The organism is Nocardioides sp. Kera G14, from assembly GCF_020715565.1.
Classification (GTDB): Bacteria; Actinomycetota; Actinomycetes; order Propionibacteriales; family Nocardioidaceae; genus Nocardioides.
The window spans coordinates 3,448,082-3,469,009 of the sequence record NZ_CP085839.1 but is presented as its reverse complement, the minus strand read 5'-3'; the positions used below and the strand labels follow the sequence as shown (position 1 = coordinate 3,469,009).

At 70.0% G+C, this 20,928-nt stretch carries 22 protein-coding genes and 1 tRNA gene; 10 read left to right on the top strand and 13 right to left on the bottom strand.

The annotated features are described in order from the left end of the window. Window positions 1–4: 4 nt before the first annotated feature. Window positions 5–487 (bottom strand): nucleoside deaminase, encoded by a 483-nt coding sequence (locus LH076_RS16915; protein ID WP_227781924.1) that lies wholly within the window; start codon window positions 485–487, stop codon window positions 5–7. 48 nt (window positions 488–535) lie between these two features. Next, entirely contained in the window at window positions 536–2,185 is a 1,650-nt protein-coding gene (locus LH076_RS16910) for an ABC-F family ATP-binding cassette domain-containing protein (RefSeq protein ID WP_227781923.1), read from the bottom strand. Window positions 2,186–2,264: 79 nt separating this feature from the next. Between LH076_RS16910 and LH076_RS16905 the strand changes: the two genes are divergently transcribed. Next, window positions 2,265–2,352, top strand: a tRNA-Ser gene (locus LH076_RS16905). Window positions 2,353–2,448: 96 nt separating this feature from the next. Here the strand turns inward: LH076_RS16905 and LH076_RS16900 are convergent. After that, window positions 2,449–3,729 (bottom strand): HNH endonuclease, encoded by a 1,281-nt coding sequence (locus tag LH076_RS16900; protein ID WP_227781922.1) that lies wholly within the window; start codon window positions 3,727–3,729, stop codon window positions 2,449–2,451. A 103-nt stretch (window positions 3,730–3,832) separates the two neighbouring features. Here LH076_RS16900 and LH076_RS16895 point away from each other — a divergent pair, with 103 nt between their 5' ends. After that, window positions 3,833–4,666, top strand: coding sequence for an SDR family NAD(P)-dependent oxidoreductase (locus LH076_RS16895; RefSeq protein WP_227781921.1), 834 nt, complete (start codon window positions 3,833–3,835; stop codon window positions 4,664–4,666). Between the two features lie 4 nt (window positions 4,667–4,670). Here the strand turns inward: LH076_RS16895 and LH076_RS16890 are convergent, their stop codons facing one another. After that, complete coding sequence (locus LH076_RS16890) at window positions 4,671–6,965, bottom strand: FdhF/YdeP family oxidoreductase (protein ID WP_227781920.1); 2,295 nt, start codon at window positions 6,963–6,965, stop codon at window positions 4,671–4,673. Further along, a complete protein-coding gene (locus tag LH076_RS16885; protein WP_227781919.1) occupies window positions 6,962–7,390 on the bottom strand; it encodes a CBS domain-containing protein in 429 nt (142 codons plus the stop codon). Before LH076_RS16885 ends, LH076_RS16890 begins: the two co-directional genes overlap by 4 nt. A 42-nt stretch (window positions 7,391–7,432) precedes the next feature. Here LH076_RS16885 and fdhD point away from each other — a divergent pair, with 42 nt between their 5' ends. Continuing rightward, on the top strand, window positions 7,433–8,329 hold the full coding sequence (gene fdhD / locus LH076_RS16880; RefSeq protein ID WP_227781918.1) for a formate dehydrogenase accessory sulfurtransferase FdhD: 897 nt from the start codon (window positions 7,433–7,435) through the stop codon (window positions 8,327–8,329). Continuing rightward, complete coding sequence (locus LH076_RS16875) at window positions 8,298–8,588, top strand: GNAT family N-acetyltransferase (protein WP_227781917.1); 291 nt, start codon at window positions 8,298–8,300, stop codon at window positions 8,586–8,588. Before fdhD ends, LH076_RS16875 begins: the two co-directional genes overlap by 32 nt. Here LH076_RS16875 and LH076_RS16870 read toward each other — a convergent pair. Then, window positions 8,558–9,811 (bottom strand): PucR family transcriptional regulator, encoded by a 1,254-nt coding sequence (locus LH076_RS16870; RefSeq protein WP_227781916.1) that lies wholly within the window; start codon window positions 9,809–9,811, stop codon window positions 8,558–8,560. The genes LH076_RS16875 and LH076_RS16870 overlap by 31 nt on opposite strands. 117 nt (window positions 9,812–9,928) lie before the next feature. On the opposite strand from LH076_RS16870, the gene LH076_RS16865 reads away from it, so the two are divergent. Further along, window positions 9,929–11,356 carry a fatty acid desaturase gene (locus LH076_RS16865; protein WP_415753137.1) on the top strand — a complete coding sequence of 476 codons (1,428 nt, stop codon included), beginning with the start codon at window positions 9,929–9,931 and terminating at the stop codon, window positions 11,354–11,356. Window positions 11,357–11,410: 54 nt separating this feature from the next. Here the strand turns inward: LH076_RS16865 and LH076_RS16855 are convergent, their stop codons facing one another. The 5 genes from LH076_RS16855 to LH076_RS16835 are packed head-to-tail and all read right to left on the bottom strand — an operon-like array spanning window position 11,411 to window position 13,546. Further along, a complete protein-coding gene (locus tag LH076_RS16855) occupies window positions 11,411–12,250 on the bottom strand; it encodes an EamA family transporter (RefSeq protein WP_227781915.1) in 840 nt (279 codons plus the stop codon). 30 nt (window positions 12,251–12,280) lie between these two features. Beyond that, complete coding sequence (locus LH076_RS16850) at window positions 12,281–12,463, bottom strand: hypothetical protein (RefSeq protein WP_227781914.1); 183 nt, start codon at window positions 12,461–12,463, stop codon at window positions 12,281–12,283. Further along, window positions 12,460–12,951, bottom strand: coding sequence for a hypothetical protein (locus tag LH076_RS16845; protein WP_227781913.1), 492 nt, complete (start codon window positions 12,949–12,951; stop codon window positions 12,460–12,462). Before LH076_RS16845 ends, LH076_RS16850 begins: the two co-directional genes overlap by 4 nt. Further along, window positions 12,948–13,238 carry a WXG100 family type VII secretion target gene (locus LH076_RS16840; protein ID WP_227781912.1) on the bottom strand — a complete coding sequence of 97 codons (291 nt, stop codon included), beginning with the start codon at window positions 13,236–13,238 and terminating at the stop codon, window positions 12,948–12,950. The genes LH076_RS16845 and LH076_RS16840 overlap by 4 nt, the downstream gene beginning before the upstream one ends. Then, complete coding sequence (locus LH076_RS16835; protein WP_227781911.1) at window positions 13,235–13,546, bottom strand: WXG100 family type VII secretion target; 312 nt, start codon at window positions 13,544–13,546, stop codon at window positions 13,235–13,237. Before LH076_RS16835 ends, LH076_RS16840 begins: the two co-directional genes overlap by 4 nt. A gap of 127 nt (window positions 13,547–13,673) precedes the next feature. Between LH076_RS16835 and LH076_RS16830 the strand changes: the two genes are divergently transcribed. After that, window positions 13,674–15,404 carry an FtsK/SpoIIIE domain-containing protein gene (locus LH076_RS16830; protein WP_227781910.1) on the top strand — a complete coding sequence of 577 codons (1,731 nt, stop codon included), beginning with the start codon at window positions 13,674–13,676 and terminating at the stop codon, window positions 15,402–15,404. 89 nt (window positions 15,405–15,493) lie between these two features. Continuing rightward, window positions 15,494–15,679, top strand: coding sequence for a hypothetical protein (locus LH076_RS16825; RefSeq protein ID WP_227781909.1), 186 nt, complete (start codon window positions 15,494–15,496; stop codon window positions 15,677–15,679). A gap of 6 nt (window positions 15,680–15,685) precedes the next feature. Here LH076_RS16825 and LH076_RS16820 read toward each other — a convergent pair whose 3' ends face one another. Then, entirely contained in the window at window positions 15,686–17,254 is a 1,569-nt protein-coding gene (locus LH076_RS16820) for a helicase HerA-like domain-containing protein (RefSeq protein ID WP_227781908.1), read from the bottom strand. Window positions 17,255–17,301: 47 nt separating this feature from the next. On the opposite strand from LH076_RS16820, the gene LH076_RS16815 reads away from it, so the two are divergent. Then, on the top strand, window positions 17,302–17,592 hold the full coding sequence (locus tag LH076_RS16815; RefSeq protein ID WP_227781907.1) for a type II toxin-antitoxin system VapB family antitoxin: 291 nt from the start codon (window positions 17,302–17,304) through the stop codon (window positions 17,590–17,592). A gap of 31 nt (window positions 17,593–17,623) precedes the next feature. Continuing rightward, on the top strand, window positions 17,624–18,121 hold the full coding sequence (locus LH076_RS16810; RefSeq protein WP_227781906.1) for a LytR C-terminal domain-containing protein: 498 nt from the start codon (window positions 17,624–17,626) through the stop codon (window positions 18,119–18,121). 18 nt (window positions 18,122–18,139) lie between these two features. Here LH076_RS16810 and LH076_RS16805 read toward each other — a convergent pair whose 3' ends face one another. After that, a complete protein-coding gene (locus LH076_RS16805; RefSeq protein ID WP_227781905.1) occupies window positions 18,140–19,633 on the bottom strand; it encodes a potassium/proton antiporter in 1,494 nt (497 codons plus the stop codon). Between the two features lie 61 nt (window positions 19,634–19,694). Between LH076_RS16805 and LH076_RS16800 the strand changes: the two genes are divergently transcribed. Beyond that, window positions 19,695–20,867 carry an aminotransferase class I/II-fold pyridoxal phosphate-dependent enzyme gene (locus tag LH076_RS16800; RefSeq protein WP_227781904.1) on the top strand — a complete coding sequence of 391 codons (1,173 nt, stop codon included), beginning with the start codon at window positions 19,695–19,697 and terminating at the stop codon, window positions 20,865–20,867. Window positions 20,868–20,928 lie beyond the last annotated feature (61 nt).

Genomic DNA, 20,928 nt, shown 5'->3' with positions numbered 1-20,928 from the left:
AGGGTCAGTATTCCGTGCGCGCCTCGTTGGCGATCCAGGCGGCGAACGGCTCGAAGGACGTCGGCACACGTACGGCGTCGATCGCCATGTCCCACTCCTCGCGCCGCTTCTCGAAGAGTTCGTAGAACTCGCGGTCGTCGAAGCCGCCCTCGGCCGCATCGTTGCGATCGGCGGCGAAGACGACCCGATCGAGCCGACCCCAGAGGGCGGAGGCGAGGCAGAGGGGGCAGGGCTCGCAGCTGGTGTAGAGGGTGTGACCGGCGAGGCTGAAGTCGCCGATCGCCGTGCAGGCCCGGCGGATCGCGGTCACCTCGGCGTGGGCCGTCGGGTCGAGGTCGCGGGTCACGCGGTTCTGGCCGGTGGCGACGATCTCGCCGGACTCCGTCCTGACGATCAACGCACCGAACGGCCCGCCGCCATCGGCCACGTTCGTCTTCGCCAGTTCGATCGCCTGCGCCAGAAAGATCTCGTCAGTCGCCTCAGTCACAGCGCCGAGTGTGGCACCCGAATGTTTCAACGCGCTGAAACAGATGTTTCAGATTTCGGTCACGGAGCCGGCCTCCACCCGAAGGCGCCGCGTGGTGTGGACCGCCTCGAGCATCCGGCGGTCGTGGGTGACGAGGAGCAGCGTGCCGGGGTAGGCGTCGAGGGCCGACTCGAGCTGTTCGATCGCCGGAAGGTCGAGGTGGTTGGTGGGCTCGTCGAGGACGAGCAGGTTGACACCTCGCGCCTGGAGGAGAGCGAGAGCCGCCCGCGTCCTCTCGCCCGGGCTGAGCGTCGCGGCCGGACGGACGACGTGGTCACCGCGCAGGCCGTACTTCGCCAGCAACGTCCGCACCTCCTCCGGTGCCATCGCGCTCGGATCGCCGGTGGTCGCGTGGTGCTGGAAGGCGTCGACCAGTGCGTCCTGCCCCTCGAAGAGTTCTCGCGCCTGGTCGATCTCGCCCACGACCACACCCGGGCCGAGATGGGCGTCGCCGGCGTCGAGAGGGATCCGGCCGAGGAGAGCGCCGAGCAGGGTCGACTTGCCGGCGCCGTTGGGTCCCGTGATCGCGACCTTCTCGGCCCAGCCGATCTCGAGATCGACCGGTCCCAGGGTGAATCCGGGTCGGCGTACGACGGCGCCTCGGAGCGACGCGGTCACGGCTCCAGAGCGGGGCGCGGCGGCGATCTCCATCCGGAGCTCCCACTCCTTGCGTGGCTCCTCGACGGCGTCCTTCTCGAGGCGCTCGAGCGCGCGCTCGGTCTGGCGGACCTTGGCGGCCTGCTTCTCGCTCGACTCGGCCCGGAAGCGGCGGACGGACTTGTCGGGTTCGTTGTTGATCGAGCGGCGGGCGTTGCGGACGCCCTGCGCCGCCCAGCCTCGCTGGGTGTTGGCGCGGGAATGGAGGCCGGCGACCTCGTCGGCGTACTCCTCGTAGGCCTCCCGGGCATGGCGACGGGCGACCTCACGCTCTGCGAGGTAGGCGTCGTAGCCACCGCCGTCGACGTTGACGCGGTGCTGGTGCAGGTCGAGCTCGACGATGCGGTTGACGGTGCGGGCGAGGAACTCGCGGTCGTGCGAGACGATCACCGCTGGCGCCCGCAGGGTGGTGACGAAGCGCTCGAGCCGGTCCAGGCCGTCGAGGTCGAGGTCGTTGGTCGGCTCGTCGAGGAGGAAGAGGTCGTAGCGGGCCAGCAGCAGGCTGGCGAGCCCGGCGCGGGCGGCCTGTCCCCCGCTCAGCGACGTCATGGGTGCGTCGAGGTCGACCGCGAGGCCGAGGTCGGCCAGCACCTGCGGGATCCGCTCCTCCAGGTCGGCGCCGCCGAGGGTCAGCCAGCGGTCGAGCGCGAGCGAGTAGCCGTCGGGATCCTCTTCGAGCCGCTCGGTCGCTTCGTCGAAGGCCTGCTGCGCCTGGGCGACTCCGGTCCGTCGTGCGAGGTAGGCGCTGAGGGTCTCGCCGGGCCGGCGCTCGGTCTCCTGTGGCAGGTGCCCGACGATCGCGGTCGGTGGGCTGATCGACACCGTGCCGTCTTCCGGTGCGAGCTCACCGGCGAGGGTCCGCAGCAGCGTCGACTTGCCCGCACCGTTCGGTCCGACGAGACCGATCAGGTCCCCCGGGGCGATCACGAGGTCGAGGCCGTCGAAGAGTGCCGTGGCGCCGTGGCCCGCTGCGAGCCCGCGGATGGTCATCGTGGCGCTCACCGGCTCAACGCTAGCCCGGTGGGCGAGTGCGGTGCGACCGATTTCACGCCCGCCGTACGTCGCCGGTAGCCTCCTCCACGGACCTGTCGCCTAGTGGCCTATGGCGCACGGCTGGAATCCGTGTTGGGTGCAAGCCCTCGGGGGTTCGAATCCCCCCAGGTCCGCCATGTCGAAGCCCGGATCATCTGATCCGGGCTTCGCTGGTTCTTGAGCCGGTCACGAGCAGTCGGGCAGGGTGATGAGCACCGCCGCGTCGTCGTACGTCAGGCGGCGAGTTCGAGGTCGGCGTCGTAGCCGATGACCAGGTGGGGCCGTCGCGGGATGGCGGGGCCGGTCGAGGCCGAGGGTGTGAGCAGGGGTGGTGGGTGGCTGTGCTGGTGGCCGATGACCTGTTTGGCCCAGTTGCATTGCCTGCAGAGACCCTCGCCGTTGGCGACGGTGGTCGTGCCTCCGCTGTCCCAGTCCTCGACGTGGTCGATGTGTGCGATGGTGGCGCCGCAGCCGGGTGTGCGGCAGAGCTGGTCTCGCAGTCGGATGAACTGGGCCAGGGCTTTGGGGAAGAGCCGTGCCTTGGATTCCATCGTGACCAGCTCACCGGTCTCAGGGGCGGTGAAGAGGCGACGGAGCTCGACCTTCTGCAGGTCGAGGACGGCGGTCTCGATGAGCCTCTTGGCGAGTTGGTTCGGGATCGGGCCGTAGCCCGCGAGGAGGGCCGGCTCCCTGTGGTCGTGCTCAAGGAGCGCCTCGGCGGTCATGACGAGGTCGATCGTCATCGGCTGGGCGGGCTGCTCGAGACCGACGGGGCCGGTGCCGGTGAGGCGGGCGACGAGGGTGTCGGCCATGACCTGGCTCCGGGTGGCGTCGACACCGAGCGCGACAGCGGTATCGGCGGCAGTGGCCAGGTCGTCTTTGATGGCGGCGAGCTGCTCGATCGGGAGAAGGGCTTTGAGCCAGCCCATCCCGTCACCACGGTCGGTGGGCTGGACCGTGACGTGCCGGTCGGCGACGGCCTTGTCCCGGCGACGTACGACGGCTTCCTCATCGAGGCCGAGCGCGATGGCTTGGGCGCGGTGGGCGATCTTCCGGGTGCCCATCTCCTTCACTCCAGCCGTGGCGGCGAAGCGGATGTCGAAGGCCAGCCGGTCGGGTCCTTCGAGTATCGCAGCCTCGCGGGCGACCACGAGGGCTTGGTGCTCAGAGAGATCCCCGGCTGCGAAGAGGTCGAACGTCTGCGGCAGGCCACGCAGTTGCTTGGCCAAGGCGACGACGGTGCGGCCGTGGGCGGGTGAGATACGGCGTTCACGAGCCACCAACTCAGCTACCCCCTTGCCCTGCCGCTGAGTCGGCACACCCTGCGCGGCAGCACGCTCCCGCATCAGCCGGTCGACCTCGAGCGCGAGCCTGGCCTGTCGCGCTTCGATCTGGTGCTTGAGGGTCTCAAGCTCACCGAGCTCGGCGCAGATCTCGTCAAGGCCACCGTCGACCGGGCCGGTGACGGGCACCCCGAAGCCACGGATCTGCTCCGTGGTCAGGGTGTCGGTCATCGCTTCTCCCAAGGTCGGCGTGGTTACTAGTGCTTTCGCCGATCCTATCAGCGACGCCAAGCGGCCGCAACCCCCAACCAGGGAATCTCGCTAGATTGGGCGCATGCTTCCGCGCCTCCCGCTCCCCTTCCTCCCCCATCGCAGTCCGCTCGAGGGTCGGGTCGTGCTTGTCACCGGGGCGAGCTCCGGGATCGGCGAGGCGGTGGCGATCGCGTGTGCCGCGAGGGGCGCGCAGGTCCTGTTGGTCGCCCGCCGCGCGGACGAGCTGGAGCGGGTCGCAGCCGAGATCCGGGAGAAGGGCGGGTCGGCGACGACGTACGCGCTCGACCTCACCGACGCGGAGGCGGTCGATGCGCTGGTGAAGCAGGTGAACACCGAGCAGGGCGGCGTCGACTACCTGGTCAACAACGCCGGTCGATCGATCCGGCGCTCGATCGAGCTCTCCTACGACCGCTTCCATGACGTCGAGCGGACGATGGCGATCAACTACTTCGGGCCGGTGCGGCTGACGATGGGCCTCCTGCCCGGCATGCGCGAGCGGCACTTCGGGCACGTGGTCAACATCGTGACCTGGGGCGTGACGCTCAAGGCGCCGAAGTTCAGCGCCTACATCGCCTCCAAGACCGCCCTCGACACGTGGTCGCGCGTCGTGGCGCGCGAGACGCGGGGCGACAACGTCACCTTCACCAACGTGCGGATGAGCCTGGTGCAGACGCCGATGACCGCGCCGACGAAGGTCTACCGAGGCAAGGGCTACACCGTCGAGGAGGCCACCGCGATGGTGATGGACGCACTTGAGCGCCGACCGTTGACGGTGCAGACCGCCGTCGGGCGCGTGGGGCAGCTCGCCGAGGTGTTCATCCCGAACACGTTCGAGGCGGTGGTGGCCCAGGTGAGCCGGATGTTCCCCGACTCCGAGGCCGCGAAGCGCAGGTAGGGCCTCAGCCGACGGCGGCGGAGACCTTCGCCGGCTCGAGCCGGACGACGACGGACTTGGAGGTCGGCGTGCCCGACTCGTCCGCGGTCGCGTCGAGCGGCACGAGGATGTTCGCCTCGGGGAAGTACGTCGCCGCACAGCCGCGACTCGTCGGGTAGGCGACCACCTGCCTGGACCTGAGACGGCGCTCGCCGTCAGGCGCGACGGAGACCAGGTCGACGGAGTCGCCGTTCGTGAAGCCCAGCTCCGCGAGGTCGTCCGGGTGGACGAAGACGACATGGCGGCCGTGCTTGATGCCGCGGTAGCGGTCGTCGTACCCGTAGATCGTGGTGTTGAACTGGTCGTGGGAGCGCATCGTCTGGAGCAGCAGATGCCCCGGCGCGACGTCCACGGCGGTGAGCGGGTTGGCGGTGATCTCCGCCTTGCCGGACGTGGTCGCGAACGTCAGCGAGTCCCGCGCTCCGTTGGGAAGCTGGAAGCCGCCGGGGTGCTGGACCCGCTCCTCGAAGGAGTGGAAGCCCGCCACGACATGGGCGATGTGGCGGCGGATGATCGAGTAGTCGACCGCCATCCCGCGCCAGTCGATGCCGGCGAACGGGTCGGAGCCGAAGACAGCGTCGGCGATGCCGCAGATGATCTGCACCTCGCTGCGCAGGTGGGGCGAGCCGGGCAGGAGCCGGCCGCGCGACGAGTGCACCATCGACATGGAGTCCTCGACGGTGACGAACTGGTCACCTGCGGCGGTCACGTCGCGCTCGGTGCGGCCCAGGCACGGGAGGATCAACGCCTCGCGGCCGTGGTGCAGGTGCGAGCGGTTGAGCTTGGTCTGGATGCCGACCGTGAGGCCGACGTTCTCCATCGCCTTGGTAGAGACCTCGGTGTCCGGGGTCGCCACGGTGAAATTGCCGCCGAGTCCGATGAAGACGTCCACCTCGCCGTCGCGCATGGCGCGCAGCGCCTTGACCGTGTCGAAGCCGTGCTCGCGCGGCGGGTCGAAGCCGAACTCTTCCTGGATCTTGTCGAGGAAGGAGTCCGGCATCTGCTCCCAGATGCCCATCGTGCGGTCGCCCTGCACGTTGCTGTGCCCGCGGATCGGCGCCGCACCGGCACCCGGGCGGCCGATGTTGCCGCGGAGCAGCAGGAAGCTCGCCACCTCGCGGATCGTCGCCACGGAGTTCTTGTGCTGGGTCAGGCCCATCGCCCAACAGACGATGACCCGGTCGTGCTGCTCCACGTCGTCCGCGAGGCTCTCGATCTCGGCCCGGGTGAGACCGCTGTGGGCCTCGATCGTCGGCCAGTCGAGTGCCGCCCACGCCTCGACCGCGACGTCGAAGCCGTCGGTGTAGTGGTCGATGAAGTCCCGGTCGACCGCACCGCGCTCGGTGAGGACCTTGTTGAGACCGGCGAAGAGCGCGAGGTCGCCGTTGAGCCGCACCGAGAGATGGACGTCCGCCATCCTGGTCCCGACGCCCGAGAGCCCGCGCGGAGTCTGCGGGTTGCGGAACTTGATCAGGCCGGCCTCCGGCAGCGGGTTGATCGAGACGATCTTCGCCCCGTGCTTCTTGGCCTCCTCCAGCGCGGTGAGCATCCGCGGGTGGTTGGTGCCGGGGTTCTGGCCCGCGATGAGGATGAGGCGCGACTCCTGAGCGATGTCGTCATACGTCACGGTGCCCTTGCCGACGCCGATCGCCTGCGTGAGGGCGGTGCCGCTGGACTCGTGGCACATGTTGGAGCAGTCGGGGAGGTTGTTCGTGCCGAGGCGCCGAGCGAAGAGCTGGTAGAGGAACGCGGCCTCGTTGGAGGCCCGGCCGCTCGTGTAGAAGACCGCCCGGTTCGGGTCCGGCATCGCCGTGAGCCGGTCGGCGATGAGCCGGAAGGCGTCGTCCCAGGAGATCGGCTCGTAGTGCGTCCCGCCGGGCTTCACGTACATCGGCTCGGTCAGCCGGCCCTGCTTCTCCAGCCAGTGGTCGTCGTGCTCGAGGAGGTCGGCGACGGAGTGCTCCTTGAAGAAGTCGGCGCCGACACGCTTGCGGGTCGCCTCCCAGGCGACGGCCTTGGCGCCGTTCTCGCAGAACTCCGCGGCCTTGCGGCGATCGGGGTCGGGCCACGCACACGACGGGCAGTCGAAGCCGTCGACGTGGTTCATCCTGAGCAGGGTCTGGGCGGTCCGCGTCGCACCCATCTCGGTGGCGGCGTACTTCATCGACCAGTAGATGCCGGGCAGACCGACCGCCGCGTGCTCGGGCTCCTCGATCTCGAGGCCCTCTTCGTCCTGGTCCGAGAACTCCGGTCGCCTCATGCCGACACCTCCACCCGCTTCGTCCGTACGTCGACAGCCCGCTCGGCCGCGCGGGCGGCGACACCCTCGTCGGAGCAGAAGCCGTCCCCCCTGCGCTTGAGACAGAGCAGCCCCTGCAAGGCCCCGTCGGGCGAGACGACTGCCAGTCGGCGTACGCCCTCGGCGGTCATCCGACGGAGGGCGACCTGCGCCTCGACGTGGAGGGCGATGGTCCGGCCTCGGAGGCGGCCGTGGGGCGCCGCAGGCTCGTCGGGTGACGCGCCGAGCAGGTCGGCGGCCGTCACGACACTCACGAGCCGGGTCCCGTCGACGAGCAGCGCGCAATGCACATGGTCGCCGGCGAAGAGCTCCAGCACCTCGCGCACGGGGGCACGGTGGTCGCAGGTCTTCGGCGAGCGGAGCATGGCTCCGGCGACGGTCTCCATGGCGGTCATCTACCCATCATGGCCCTATGTAACCTCGGAATCATGAGCAGGCGTGCCGTCAGTCGGCGGGTCACCCGGATCACGCTGGACGACGCCGATCGTCCGGTGGTGCGAGAGCGACCCGACCAGTTGGCGGCCGAGGAGCCGTTGGAGATCCGGGTCTCGGGTCGGCCGCTGGCCGTCACGATGCGGACTCCCGGCAACGACGTCGAGCTGGCCGCCGGCTTCCTCGTCTCCGAAGGCGTGGTGCGGGCACGCGAGGACGTGGCGACCGCGCGCTACTGCGCAGGAGCTGTCGTCGACGACGTCAACACCTACAACGTGCTCGATGTGGCGCTCGCGCCCGGCGTGACGCTGCCCGACTTCGGGCTCGAGCGGTCGGTCTACACCTCCTCGTCCTGTGGCGTGTGCGGCAAGGCGAGCATCGACGCGGTCCGCACCCGCTCCTCCTTCGACGTGTCGGCGGACGCGGTGGAGGTCGACGCGCGGCTCCTGCTCGGTCTGCCTGATCGGTTGCGTGAGCAGCAGGCCCTCTTCGACAAGACGGGCGGACTGCATGCGGCCGGCCTGGTCTCGGCGTCGACGGGTGAGTTCCTGGTGGTCCGTGAGGATGTCGGCCGGCACAATGCCGTTGACAAGGTCGTCGGCTGGGCCTTGGAGCACGGGCTACTCCCCCTGCGTGGCCACGTGCTCGTCGTCTCCGGGCGCGCGAGCTTCGAGCTCGTGCAGAAGGCGTCGATGGCGGGGATTCCTGTGCTGGCGGCCGTCTCGGCGCCGTCGTCACTCGCCGTCGAGCTCGCCGCCGAGGCGGGCGTCACCGTCGCCGGCTTCGTCCGCGGTCGCACGATGTCGATCTACAGTCGACCCGGCCGGGTCCTGACCGGATCGGATGAGAAGGAGCGCCACCTTGAGCGAGATCAGCTACGCCCACAACCCTGACGAGCGCCGTTACGAGATCCTCGACGGCGGCCGCGTGATCGGCTTCGCCCAGTACGTTCCCGCGGGCGAGGACCGCGACTTCACGCACACCGAGGTCGACGACGCCTACGAGGGTCAGGGCCTCGCCTCACAGCTCGTGCGCTTCGCCCTCGACGACGTGCGCACCTCCGGCATCCGGGCGATCCCGCACTGCCCGTACGTCGCCCGGTGGCTGCACAAGCACGAGGGCTACGAGGACATCACCGACTGGCCGTCCTGAGCAGGCGATCCCTGGGATCTGAGGAAGGCGTCGGCGTAGTCGAGGGCGAGCAGGAGGTCCCGCGCCTTCGGCCTGATCGGCTGGCCGAGCAGGCGCTCGGCCTGCTGCAGCCGGTACCGCACGGTGTTCTTGTGCACGCCGAGCGCCTCGGCGAGTGACGTGCTGTCACCGGCGTGCGTGAGTGCCGCCCGCACGGTGTCGCGCAGCTGGTCGTGCCGGACGTCCAGCAGCGGACCCAGCACTCTGCGCGTGAACCGCTCGGCCGCTTCCGGATCTGCGGCGAGCATCGTCAGCACCGCCACGTCGTCGTACGTCGTCACGGTGGCGCTCCGGGCGAGGGCGACCGATCGCGCAGCCTGTGCCTCCTGGTGAGCGAGGACGAAGCCCTCGATGCCGGGATGGGGTCCCGCCATGCTGATCCGCAGCTGGACAGGGTCCAGTCCGAGGGATCCGAGGTCGGCCAGGTGGTCGGCGGGCACCCAGCACCACGCCTCGCGGCCGCTCGGCCGGACGATCAGGGGCGCACGCCGGCCGAGCCGCGACGCCACACGATGGGCCGTCGGCTCGAGCAGTGCGAGCGCCTCGGGGGTGAGCGCAGTGAGGACCACCGCCACGTGCGACTCGGTCACGGGATAGCCGCCCAGCGCCGCCGAGAGCTCGCGCGGCCCGCGCTCGAGGCGGTCGGTGCCGCCGAGGAGCGCCTGCACCGCCTCGAACCGCTGGGCGTCACCCCGCTGCTGGATCCTGGCCGCCTCGTGCTGGTGGAGCAGGAGGGACTCCTCCACACTCGCGTCGAGCCAGGTCGCCGCCTCGGTCCAGAAGAGGACGAGGATCCCCTCGTGGTCCAACCCCACGGGCGCGTCGCGGACCACCTCGGTGGCGTAGACCCAGGAGCTGCGCTGCGCCGCGCGGTAGATTCCGAGGAGCAGGGTCAGGTCGAGGTGACGGCGTGCCAGCTCGTGCGCCAGCTCGACGGCGGCTGGCACCAGCCGGAAGCTCGCCTCACCGGCGAGGTGGTCGAGGAAGGCACGCCAGTGCTGGTCGATGGCGCGGCGCACGAGCCCTGCGAGGTCGGCGTCGGCGGCCACCGCGGGCACCTCCACCGCGATCGCGCGCCAGGTGCGGTCCACCCACGCCGCCACCCGGTCATCGGAGCGCTCGGACATGATGAATCCGCCGACCCACGCCTCGAGCTCGGCCGCCGTCCCGCGCTCGGTCTCCATGTACACATTGTGTGATCGCACAAAGATCCGGCGCAATGCTTCCCATCTGCACGGTGCTGTGTGGGCTAGGACTCGTCGATCCTGACAGGACACACCGACGTGTCGAGGAGGAACCAGATGTCGACGTACGACGCCAGCGGCACCGTCCGCCCGGAGACGGTCGCCCAGTGGACGGACAGGAAGCGGTATCTCTGGCTGATCGGCCTGGTCGTGCCGGCGCTCGCCTTCGTGGCGATGGGTGGTGCCGCGTGGACCGGATGGGGGGCCTTCTACTGGACCGGGCCGATCGTGCTCTTCGTGATCGTCCCGCTGATCGACCTCGTGGTCGGGCGCGACGGCTCCAACCCGCCCGACGACGTGATCGAGGCGCTCGAGAAGGACCGCTACTACCGCTACATCACCTTCGCGTTCCTCCCGATCCAGTACGCCGGCTTCCTGACGGCCATGTGGCTGATCGCCCGCGGCGACCTGTCAGTGGCCGACCGGATCGGGCTGGCGATCACGATCGGAACGGTCGGCGGAATCGGCATCAACACCGCCCACGAGCTCGGTCACAAGCGGGAGTCACACGAGCGGTGGCTGTCGAAGATCGCGCTGGCGCAGTCCTTCTACGGCCACTTCTACCTCGAGCACAACCGCGGCCACCACGTCCGGGTCGCGACGCCGGAGGACCCGGCCTCGTCGCGGTTGGGCGAGAACTTCTACACGTTCTGGCCGCGGACGGTCTCGGGATCACTGCGGTCGGCATGGAACCTCGAGAAGCGGCGCTACGCCCGGCGTGACCAGCACCCGTTCCGGATCGGCAACGACGTGATCAACGCCTGGTTGATGTCCCTGGTCCTCTGGGGCGCCGTCGTCGTCTGGCTCGGTGTCGGCGTCCTCCCCTATCTCCTCATCCAGGGCATCTTCGGCTTCTCCCTGCTGGAGGTCGTGAACTTCATGGAGCACTACGGGATGCTGCGGCAACGCGTCGGGGTGGGCGAGCGGCAGCGCTACGAGCGCGTCGACCCCTCGCACTCCTGGAACTCCAACAACATCGCGACCAACGTGCTGCTCTACCACCTCCAACGGCACAGCGACCACCACGCCAACCCCACCCGTCGCTACCAGTCACTGCGGGACTACGCCGAGTCGCCGGTCCTGCCGACCGGCTATGCCGGCATGATCGTGCTCGCACTCATCCCTCCGCTCTTCCGGCGGGCGATGGACCAGCGGGTGGTCGACCACTTCGACGGTGACATCCGGCTCGCGAACCTGCAGCCGGGGAAGCTCGAGAAGCTGCTGCGCCGGTATCCGACGCCCCTTGGCTCCGAGGCTGGCTCCGCTCGCACCTCAACCAGCGGCACGGCCGTCACGGTCACCGACGAGGTCATGGCGGCCCGCTGCCCGGGCTGCGGCTACGTCTACGAGGTGGCGGAGGGCAACGAGCTCGAGGGCTTCGCGGCTGGCACGGCGTGGCGCGACATCCCCGACGACTGGTGCTGCCCCGACTGTGGTGTGCGCGAGAAGGTCGACTTCGTGCCGCTCACCGAATCACTGCGATGAGCCGCGTCGTGGGGTGAATGGTTCCGGCGCCGATGGGTGCCGGAACCATTCACCTCAGACGGCCAGGAGGGCGATGCCGGCAACGACGACAGCAGCCGAGACCGCACGCCCCCAGCCGAGGCGCTCGCCGAAGAAGAGCGCCCCGATGAGGGCGCCGAAGACGATCGAGGTCTCGCGCAGTGCGGCGATGGGGGCGAGATGGTGGCCCTTGCTCTGCGCCCAGATCACGGTGCCGTAGGCGACCATCGAGACGACTCCCCCGAGGATGCCTGCCCACCACTGCTGGCGGATCTGCGTGATCGCCGCGCGTCGACGCGTGGCCAGCAGCCACCCCATCAGCCACGGGCCCTGGGCGAGGAAGGACCACGCCATGTAGGTCAGCGGCTCGGTCCGCTGGACCCCTTCGCCGTCGATGACGGTGTAGGTCGCGATCAGCAGTCCGGTGCCGACGGCCGCGGCGATCGCCGGCACGTGGTGGCGCGTGGGGACCCCGCCCAGCATGACCAGGAGGAGCAGGCCGGCCGAGACGACGATGACGCCGAGGACCTGCAGGGCGGGCAGGTGCTGGTGCAGGAGCGTGAGCGAGATGAGGGCGACCACCCACGGCGAGGTGCCGCGGGCGAGCGGATAGACCTGGCTGAACTCGCCCAGCCGGAAGCTCGTGAGGAGGGTCAGCATGTAGCAGGTGTGCGTGATTCCGCTCGCGATGATGAACGGCCACGCGTCGCTGTCCGGCAGGCCGGTGAGGCAGATCGCGATCGCCGGGATGACGACGAACGTCGACTCGACGAGTGCCATGTTGACCAGCCGGTCGCGGGAACCGTGGGCGATCGCGTTCCACGTCGCATGCAGGACCGCCGAGCCGAGCACCAGAAGGAGGATCGCCGGGCTCACGCCGGCGATCCTCCCCCAGGCCGTGGGGCGTCAGCGAATCAGGATCACGGCCACCACGACGGCCGCAGCAGCGAGGCCGCCGACGAGAGGTCGGGCGAAGGGCGGCAGCGGCCCGTCCGGGTCTCCGGTGAGCAACGCCGCGACCATGCGGCGCCGCTCCCACGCAGCCACGGTGAGCTGCTCCCGCGGTGAGAGCGACGTCTGCTCCGTCACTGCCACCAGCCCCGTGTCGCCATCGCCATGAGAGGCAGAATGCCCAGCAGGGCAAGGGATTCGGCCATTTCGGCACCGACGGCGAGCGTCGGTCTGGTGAAGGGTGGCCGGTGCTGCAGCAGGGTGAGCACCGCTGCAGTGAGCGACACGGCCAGCGCCCACGCGTCGTCACCCGTCCGTGCGAGAGCACCCGCGAGGAGCAGGCCGGCGACGACGTACGCCGTGAGGGAGCGCTCTCGCGCAGTGCGGATGTCAGCGCGACGACCGCCGTGGAGCGACTGCGCAGCCACGGCGGGGACGAGCCGCGACCCGAGCGCCAGCGCAGCGGCGACGACGGCGACTCCGACCGCGTCGAGGCGGCCGATGGCCAGCAGCAGCGGCAGGGCCGGGAGCGCTGCCCTGGTGACGATCCGCTGCCAGCCGGGCACCCACGCCGACTCGGCCGCAACCACCGCGGCGACCGCAGTCGGGCGGTCCAGCACGCTCACTGGAACGCCCGGGCGCCGGCCTGATCCGCTGCCTGGTACGCGGCCTGAGCAGCGGAGAGTCGGCTTCCCAGCTCGGCGAGTACGCCGTGCATCTCCTCCTCGGCCGCACGCCACTGCGCCTGGGCCGTGTGCCAGGCCACCTGTGCCTGGCCGTACCAGTCGGTGTGCAGCGGCGTGAGGTCATGGTCGAGCTGCGACAGCCGAGCCTCGGTGGCTGCGACGGCGCGACCGAGCGTCGCGACCGCCTCCTCGAGCGCCGCGTGGTTGACCAAGATCCGGTCACTCACTGTGCACCTCCCGACGTACCGAACGAGCCGGCCTGGCCGGCGTCCGTGGCGGCGTTGAGTGCCTCGATCGCGCGGAGCTGGTCGTGGAACCACTGCAGGCTCGCCAGGAGCCGGCGCTGTTGGGTGGCCCAGCCGTCGAAGGCGCACTGGAAGGCGTTCGCGCCCGCTCCCGACCAGGTGCCGGAGCCCATCGTGAGCTCCTGCCCGAGCCGGACGAGCTGGGCGTCGAGGTCGGCCTTGGCAGCCAGAGTGAGCGTCGCCGCCCGGTCGAGGGCACCGGTGACCTGCCCGGTGATGGTCGCTGACATGAGGGTCTCCTGTTCCGCGTCGTCCGCCGACGATGATGCGGCAGTGATCGGGTCGGTGCTGTCGGTTATCCACAGCGCCGGCTCCGTGGGCGTCACGGGCCGCGGTCTCGTGCCTAGGGTCTCGGCCATGCCGCTCCTGCCCAGCCCGCCGCCGCTGCCCGAGCGCGCGCACGGCTGGCTCGCGCAGACACTGCCGGTCGTCGCGAGTCTCGCCTCCGTGGGAGTGCTCACCGCGGCGAGTGGTCATCTGCTCGTCGCCCTCGTGATGATCGGCGCGACCCTGCTCGGCAGCGGCCTGCAACTCGACCATCAGCTCTCGTCGCGGCGCCGTCTCGTGGCCACCCGCCGCACGTCGTACGCCGACCTGCTGGCCGGACTCGCGCCCTCACCCGACTGGGAACCGCCGTCCGAGGCGGATGCCGACCCCGTCTGCCGGGTCCTGGCGGTGAGACACGCGGCGCGCCTTCGAGCACTGTCGTCCCGGACCGTCGTCCCGCGGGACCCGACACCGCACTGGGGATCCGGGACCCTGCGGGCAGAGCTCGCCGAGGGGATGTGGCTGGATCTGCGTGAGGCCGCCCTGGGCGGCGTCGGGCCGCACGGAGTGATCGTGGGCGCGACCGGGTCAGGGAAGTCCGAGCTCCTGCGGGCGCTCGTCCTCTCCCTCGCCCTGCAGCTGTCACCTGACGACGTGACGTTCCTGTTGGTGGACTTCAAGGGCGGCACCGGGCTGGGCGACCTCGCCGCCCTGCCGCACTGCGCGGGGCTCGTCACCAATCTGGCCGATTCGCCGGGCCTCGTGCCGCGGATGGTGCGGGCGCTCGACGCCGAGCTCGACCGCCGCCAGCGACTGGTCCGGGGCGGCGACGCGACAGTGCCGCTGGTGCTGGTCATCGACGAGTTCAGCGAGCTCCTCACGGCCCACCCGAGCGTGCTGGAGGTGCTCGTGCGCGTCGGGCGACTCGGCCGCTCGCTGGGCGTCCATCTGGTGCTCGCCTCGCAACGACTCGATGAGACCCGCCTACGTGAGCTCGATGCGCACCTCTCGTGGCGGCTCGCGCTGCGCACCTTCACGGACGCAGAATCCCGTGCAGTGCTGGGGATTGCCGACGCGGCGACCCTGCCGCGCGAGCCCGGCTGGGCGCTGCTCCGCGCGGGGCCGGAGACTCCGGTGCGGTTACGTGTGGCTGCTGCCGACGACGGCTTCTGTGCCCAGGCGATCGGCCAGGTCGTCGGTTCGGCCGAGCCGGTGGCGCCGATCTGGCTCCCGCCGCTCGAGGAGTCACCCCACCTGACGGACCTGCTGGCTCAGGAGGCTCCCGATTCGACGGCAGGAGAGCCAGGATCCGTGGTGGTGGGGGTGACCGATGACCCCGTCGCGCGGCGGGTCGTCACCCTCCCCTCCCGAGGCGGGCATGTGGCGGTGGTCGGCTGTCCGGGCAGTGGGAAGAGCAGCCTGCTGGCGACGATCGCGACCGGTCTCGAGGCCGCGGGGACCGGGCCGATCCTCGAGCTCGACCCCCGGGCGCCGCAGCTTCCCGCCTTGCTCGTGTCCGGCACGGTACTGCTTGTCGACGACTGGAGCGTCCTGCGACAGGAACACCCGCTGGTCGAGGACGCGCTCGTGCGCGCAGCCCTGTCGGTGTCGGGACTGAGGATCCTGCTGGCGGCACACCGGTGGGCCGACGTACGGCCGGCACTGCGGGACCTGCTGGAGACCCGCATCGAGCTGCGTCTGGCCGATCCGTTGGACTCCGTCTTCGACCGTCGGACGGCCGCGGAGGTGCCGAAGCGGCCCGGGTGGGGGCTCGTCGACGGTGAACTCTTCGTCGCGGCGAGGGTTTCAACATCGTCGTAACCTGCGATCAACCTTCCGGCGACGTTCGCATCCGACGATGACTCTTCAGCACCATCCGTCACAGTCACCGAATGTCAGAGGAGAGTGCCATGGGGAACGCACCGGCCACTCGGGGAAACGACATCGACGTCGAGCTCGAGCAGGAACAGCAGCGCACCGATCCCAGGATCCGCCACGCCAGCGCGGTGGCCCGGCTGATGGGTCAGCGCGAGGATCTCAACGGGGTCCACGCCCTCGCCGACATCGTCGCCGAGGGCCTGCGCTGGACCGCCTGAGGACAGTCAGCGCTTCTTGAAGATCTGCTGGACCGCAGTGCGGGCAGCCTGTCGCGCGACCTGACGGAAGGTCGTCGAGGTGACGATCTCCTCGACGATCGACTTCTCCTTCTTCGCGCGGCCCTTCGGCTTGGCCGCCGGGGCCTTGGCCTTCTTGGCGGCGACCTTGGCGTCAGCCTCCGCCTTGGCGGCCTCCGCAGAGGCCGTCATCTTCGCGCCCAGCTGGTCGGCGGCGGAGTCGACAGTCGCCACCGTGCCGTACTTGGCCTGCAGCGGTGAGGCCGCCACGGCGGCAGCGATCGACGCCGGATCGCTGGCCGCCATCAGGGATTCGGGTGCCCGAAGACGCGTCCAGGCCACGGGCGTCGGCGCACCGCGCTCGTTCATGACGGTGACGATCGCCTCGCCGATGCCCAGCGTGGTGATGACGGAGCCGAGGTCGGCGTACGACGACGTGGGGTAGGTGTTGACGGTGGACTTCAGCGCCTTGGCGTCGTTGGGCGTGTTGACCCGCAGCTGGTGCTGGACACGGGACCCGAGCTGCGCCAACACGTCCTCGTGGATGTCGGTCGGCGACTGGGAGATGAAGAAGACGCCGACACCCTTGGAGCGGATGAGCCGCACGGTCTGCGTGATCGTCGTGAGGAAGTCCTTGGACGCCTCGTTGAAGAGCAGGTGCGCCTCGTCGAAGAAAAAGACCAGCTTGGGTTTGTCGGGGTCCCCGACCTCGGGCAGCTTCCGGAAGAGGTCGGTGAGCAGCCACATCAGGAACGTCGAGAAGATCTGCGGCCGATCGGTGAGGTTCGGCAGCTCGAGCAGCGAGATCTGGCCCTTGCCGTCGGCCGTGGTGCTGAGCAGGTCGGAGGAGTCGAAGGTCGGCTCTCCGAAGAACTGGTCGGCGCCCTGGTCGGCGAAGGCGATCAGCTCGCGCAGGATCACGCCCACGGTCGCGGACGAGAGTCCGCCGAGCCCGGAGAGATCGGACTTCCCCTCGTCGGAGGTGAGGTACTGGAGGACGGCACGCAGGTCGGCGAGGTCCACAAGCTTGAGCGAGGCGTTCTTGGCGTAGTGGAAGACCAGTCCCAGCGAGGACTCCTGGGTGTCGTTGAGGCCCAGCACGCGGGAGAGCAGCGTCGCGCCGAAGGTCTCCACCGACACCCGGATCGGGACGCCGGAGCCCACACCACCCAGCGCGAAGTAGCCGACCGGGAAGCTCGTGGCCTCCCACGTCTGGCCGACCGTGGCGGCGCGGGCACTGACCTTGTCACTGGGCGCACCCGGGGTCGCGAGGCCCGACAGGTCCCCCTTGATGTCGGCGGCGAAGACCGGCACGCCTGCCTCGGAGAGCTGCTCCATCATGAGCTGGATCGTCTTGGTCTTGCCGGTGCCGGTCGCCCCCGCGACGAGGCCGTGCCGGTTGAGCATGCCGATCGGGATCTTCACGTGCACGTCGGTCAACGTCGACGCGTCGACCATGAGGCCCCCGAGCTCGAGCGCCGCACCCTCGAAGACGTAGCCGGGCTGGACGGCCTGGTAGATCGGGTTGTCCGGCAGAGACACGGGAGCATCGGTCATGGCCGCACTCTAAGGCGGACCAAGGGCCCGTTGTTAGAGTCACTGACGTGATCTTCAAGCGCGTCGGCGAGGGGCGTCCCTACCCCGATCACGGCCTCTCCACCAAGGAGTGGGCCGGCATTCCGCCGCGCCAGGTCCGCCTCGATGAGCTCGTCACCACCAAGGACACGCTTCACCTCTACGCGCTCCTGGACGACGACTCGACCTTCTTCGGCGACCTCTTCGCGCACGTCGTGGAGTGGGAGGGGGAGCTCTACCTCGAGGACGGTCTCCACCGCGCTCTGCGTGCGGCTCTGCAGCAGCGTCACGTCCTGCACGCCCGCGTGCATCACCTCTGACGTCCGCCCGGCTTCGATACGGTACGTCGGCATGAACCCCTTCCTGCGGACCGCACTGACCATCGGGGGACTCCTCGTCGTGCTCCTGCTGGCGGCGGCGTGGGGGTGGGGACAGGTGATGAAGCCGCTGCCGAGTGTCGTCACGGAGACGGCGGTCTGCACCGAGACGCCGGTCAAGGCGGGCGACTCCGTCACGCCCGACGAGGTGACCGTCAGCGTGCTCAACGCGGGGCGTCGCGCTGGGCTCGCGAGCCGCACCATGCAGCAGTTCACCGACCAGGGCTTCAACAAGGGCCAGTCCGCCAACGCGCCGGCCAAGTCGGGCGTCTCCAACGTCCAGATCTGGACCGACGACCCGGCCAGCCCGGCCGTCAAGCTCGTCGCCTCCCGGTTGCCCGACGCCAAGGTGGTCGAGAAGTCGGTGTCGCAGGTCGGGGTCGTCGTGGTCGTCGGCGACAGGTTCAAGGAGCCGGAGACCGGGGAGTCCTCGGTCAAGGCGTCCAAGGACACGACGATCTGCTCGCCGTAGCACCTCCGCCTCGCAGGGTCAGGAGGCGTTCCAACGCGCCAGCCGGCCGTGCCGGCTGACCTGACGGAGTCGGCGCTCGGTCGCCTCGCGGTCGGCGCGCGGCGTCACGACGAGTACGTCGTCGCCCCGGCGCAACACGGTGCGCCGCTCCGGCACGATCGCCTGACCGTCACGGACGATGAGCGAGACCGAGGCGCCGTGGGGCAGGCGGAGCTCGCTGACCTCGACACCGTGCATGCGTGAGCCCGGCGTGATCGCGATCTGCAGCAGGTCGGCCGCGAGCCGCTCCAGCGGCGCGGCCTCGAGGTCGAGCGCCCGCGGGTCGGTGGGGCGGGCGATGCCGAGCCAGCGTGCAAGCAGGGGCAGCGTCGGTGCGGTCAGCAGCGTGTAGACGACGACCATCACGAAGACGATGTCGAAGAGTCGCTCCGAGCCGGGCACGCCCTCGGCCAGCGGGATCGTCATCAGCACGACCGGCACCGCTCCGCGCAGCCCGGCCCAGGACAGGAAGGCCCGATCGCGCCAGCCCATCCGCTCGAACGCGGTCGAGGCGAGCACCGACAGTGGTCGGGCAACAAAGGTCAGCACGAGACCTGCGACGAGCGCCAGGCCCACGGTGTCCCACGTGATCCGGCCGGGTGAGAGCAGCAGCCCGAGCATCACGAAGAGGCCGATCTGTGCCAGCCAGGCGAGTCCCTCGGCGAAGGACCTCGTGGCTCCGCGGTGAGGCAGTTCGACGTTGCCGAGGACCAGGGCGGCGACGTACACGGCGGCGAAGCCACTGCCGTGCACGGCGGCGCCCAGGCCGTAGGCGAGGAAGGTCAGGGCGAGGACGGCCAACGGGTAGAGACCGGACGAGGGAAGGGCTGCCCGACGCATCACCCAGCCGCCGCCGAAGCCGATCACGAGCCCGATCACGGTGCCGGCGGCGAGCTCGTAGAGAACGATCCCGCCGACCATCCAGAGCGGATGCTCGTGGACCGCGCCGGTCGAGATGAGGGTGACGAGCACGACGGTCGGGGCGTCGTTGAGTCCGGACTCCGACTCGAGCGCACCGGTCAGCCGGCGTGGCAGGGGCACGACCCGGAGCACCGAGAAGACCGCAGCCGCGTCCGTCGGCGCCGTCACCGCACCGAGCAGCACGGCGAGCTGCCAGTCGAGGTCGAGGACGTAGTGGCCCGCCAGCGCCACGACGGCGACGGTGATCGCGACGCCGAGGATCGCCAGCGTCGCACCGAGCCGCATCGAGGACCGGACCTCATGCCAAGCGGTCGTCAGGCCACCTTCGGCGAGGATCAGCGCCAGCGCCGCGAAGCCGAGTGCGTGTGACACCGAGGCATCCTCGAACTGGATCCCGAAGCCCGACTCGCCCATGACGACACCCATGAGCAGATAGACGAGGAGCGTCGGCAGGCCCGTGCGGGAGGAGACGCGCACGGCGAGGATCGCGACCAGCGTGACGGCGGCGCCGATCAGCACGAACGTGTCGAGCTGGTCGGCGTCGAAGCTCATGCGGTCACCTCGTGTCTGGGGTGGCGGGGTTCAACCTTACCGACCGGCTTAGGGTCGGAGCATGGATCTGGGTGCCCGATGGACGGCCGCGCAACGGGCGAACGTGCCGCCCTTCCACGTGATGGACATGATCGACGCGGCCACCCGCCGTGCAGCGACGGGCGCCCCGGTCTATGCGCTGCACTCCGGCCAGCCGGCGACGGGCGCGCCCGAGGCCGTACGCGCCGAGGCGACGCGACTCCTGGCCTCCGGCGACCCCCTGGGCTACACGCCCGCGGTCGGGATCCCCGAGCTGCGTGCCGCGATCGCCTCCCACTATGGGGATTGGTATGACGTCGACGTCTCCCCCGACGACGTGGTCGTCACGACCGGTGCCTCGGGCGGCTTCCTGCTGGCCTTCCTCGCCGCCTTCGAGCCCGGCGACGTCGTCGCGATGGCACGGCCCAACTACGCCTGCTACCGCAATGTCCTTGCTGCACTGGGATGTCGGGTCGTCGAGCTCGAGACCGGGCCGGAGACGCGGTTCCAACCGACCGTCTCCCAACTCGCGGCCGTGCCCGGGCTCAAGGGCCTGCTGCTGGCCTCCGCGGCCAACCCGACCGGCACGATGCTGCTCCCCGACGAGCTCGTCGAGCTGACCGCGTGGTGCGAGGAGCAGGGCGTGCAGGTGATCAGCGATGAGATCTACCACGGCCTCGAGTACGGCGACACGCGACTGTCCCGCACCACGTGGGCGACCTCGCGACGTCCCGTGGTCTTCGGCTCCTTCTCCAAGTACTTCTCCATGACCGGCTGGCGCCTGGGGTGGATGCTCGCCCCCTCGCATCTGCGCAGAGCGGTCGAGGTGCTGACCGGCAACTTCACGATCTGCCCGCCGGCCCTCGGGCAGCGCGCGGTCGTGGAGGCCTTCTCCGAGGACGCCAAGGCGGAGCTCGACGGACACGTCGCGCGCTATGCCGCCAACCGTCGCGTGATGCTCGATCGCCTGACAGACATGGGGATCACGCGTCTTGCGCCGGCCGACGGAGCGTTCTACGTCTGGGCCGATGTGGGTCATCTGACGTCCGACACCATGGGCTGGGCGCATCAACTGCTGGCCGACACCGGGGTCGCCGTGGCACCCGGCGTGGACTTCGACACCGTGGACGGACATCGCTTCGTGCGGATGTCCTTCGCCGGGTCGGCCGAGGAGATCGCCGGCGGTCTCGACGCCCTGTCGGCGTACATCTCCTAGTCGGTTCTCCACAGGCGCGGAGAAGCCCCTGTCGCCGGACGGCGCTCTCGGGGACCCTGTC

Coding starts and splice junctions, on each gene's coding strand:
- LH076_RS16870 (WP_227781916.1), bottom strand. CDS start 9,811: ATGGAGACCGAGCGCGGGACGGCGGCCGAGCTCGAGGCGTGGGTCGGC.
- LH076_RS16800 (WP_227781904.1), top strand. CDS start 19,695: ATGGATCTGGGTGCCCGATGGACGGCCGCGCAACGGGCGAACGTGCCG.
- fdhD (WP_227781918.1), top strand. CDS start 7,433: ATGAGCAGGCGTGCCGTCAGTCGGCGGGTCACCCGGATCACGCTGGAC.
- LH076_RS16820 (WP_227781908.1), bottom strand. CDS start 17,254: ATGACCGATGCTCCCGTGTCTCTGCCGGACAACCCGATCTACCAGGCC.
- LH076_RS16835 (WP_227781911.1), bottom strand. CDS start 13,546: ATGTCAGCGACCATCACCGGGCAGGTCACCGGTGCCCTCGACCGGGCG.
- LH076_RS16865 (WP_415753137.1), top strand. CDS start 9,929: ATGTCGACGTACGACGCCAGCGGCACCGTCCGCCCGGAGACGGTCGCC.
- LH076_RS16900 (WP_227781922.1), bottom strand. CDS start 3,729: ATGACCGACACCCTGACCACGGAGCAGATCCGTGGCTTCGGGGTGCCC.
- LH076_RS16885 (WP_227781919.1), bottom strand. CDS start 7,390: ATGGAGACCGTCGCCGGAGCCATGCTCCGCTCGCCGAAGACCTGCGAC.
- LH076_RS16830 (WP_227781910.1), top strand. CDS start 13,674: ATGCCGCTCCTGCCCAGCCCGCCGCCGCTGCCCGAGCGCGCGCACGGC.
- LH076_RS16805 (WP_227781905.1), bottom strand. CDS start 19,633: ATGAGCTTCGACGCCGACCAGCTCGACACGTTCGTGCTGATCGGCGCC.
- LH076_RS16810 (WP_227781906.1), top strand. CDS start 17,624: ATGAACCCCTTCCTGCGGACCGCACTGACCATCGGGGGACTCCTCGTC.
- LH076_RS16895 (WP_227781921.1), top strand. CDS start 3,833: ATGCTTCCGCGCCTCCCGCTCCCCTTCCTCCCCCATCGCAGTCCGCTC.
- LH076_RS16890 (WP_227781920.1), bottom strand. CDS start 6,965: ATGAGGCGACCGGAGTTCTCGGACCAGGACGAAGAGGGCCTCGAGATC.
- LH076_RS16825 (WP_227781909.1), top strand. CDS start 15,494: ATGGGGAACGCACCGGCCACTCGGGGAAACGACATCGACGTCGAGCTC.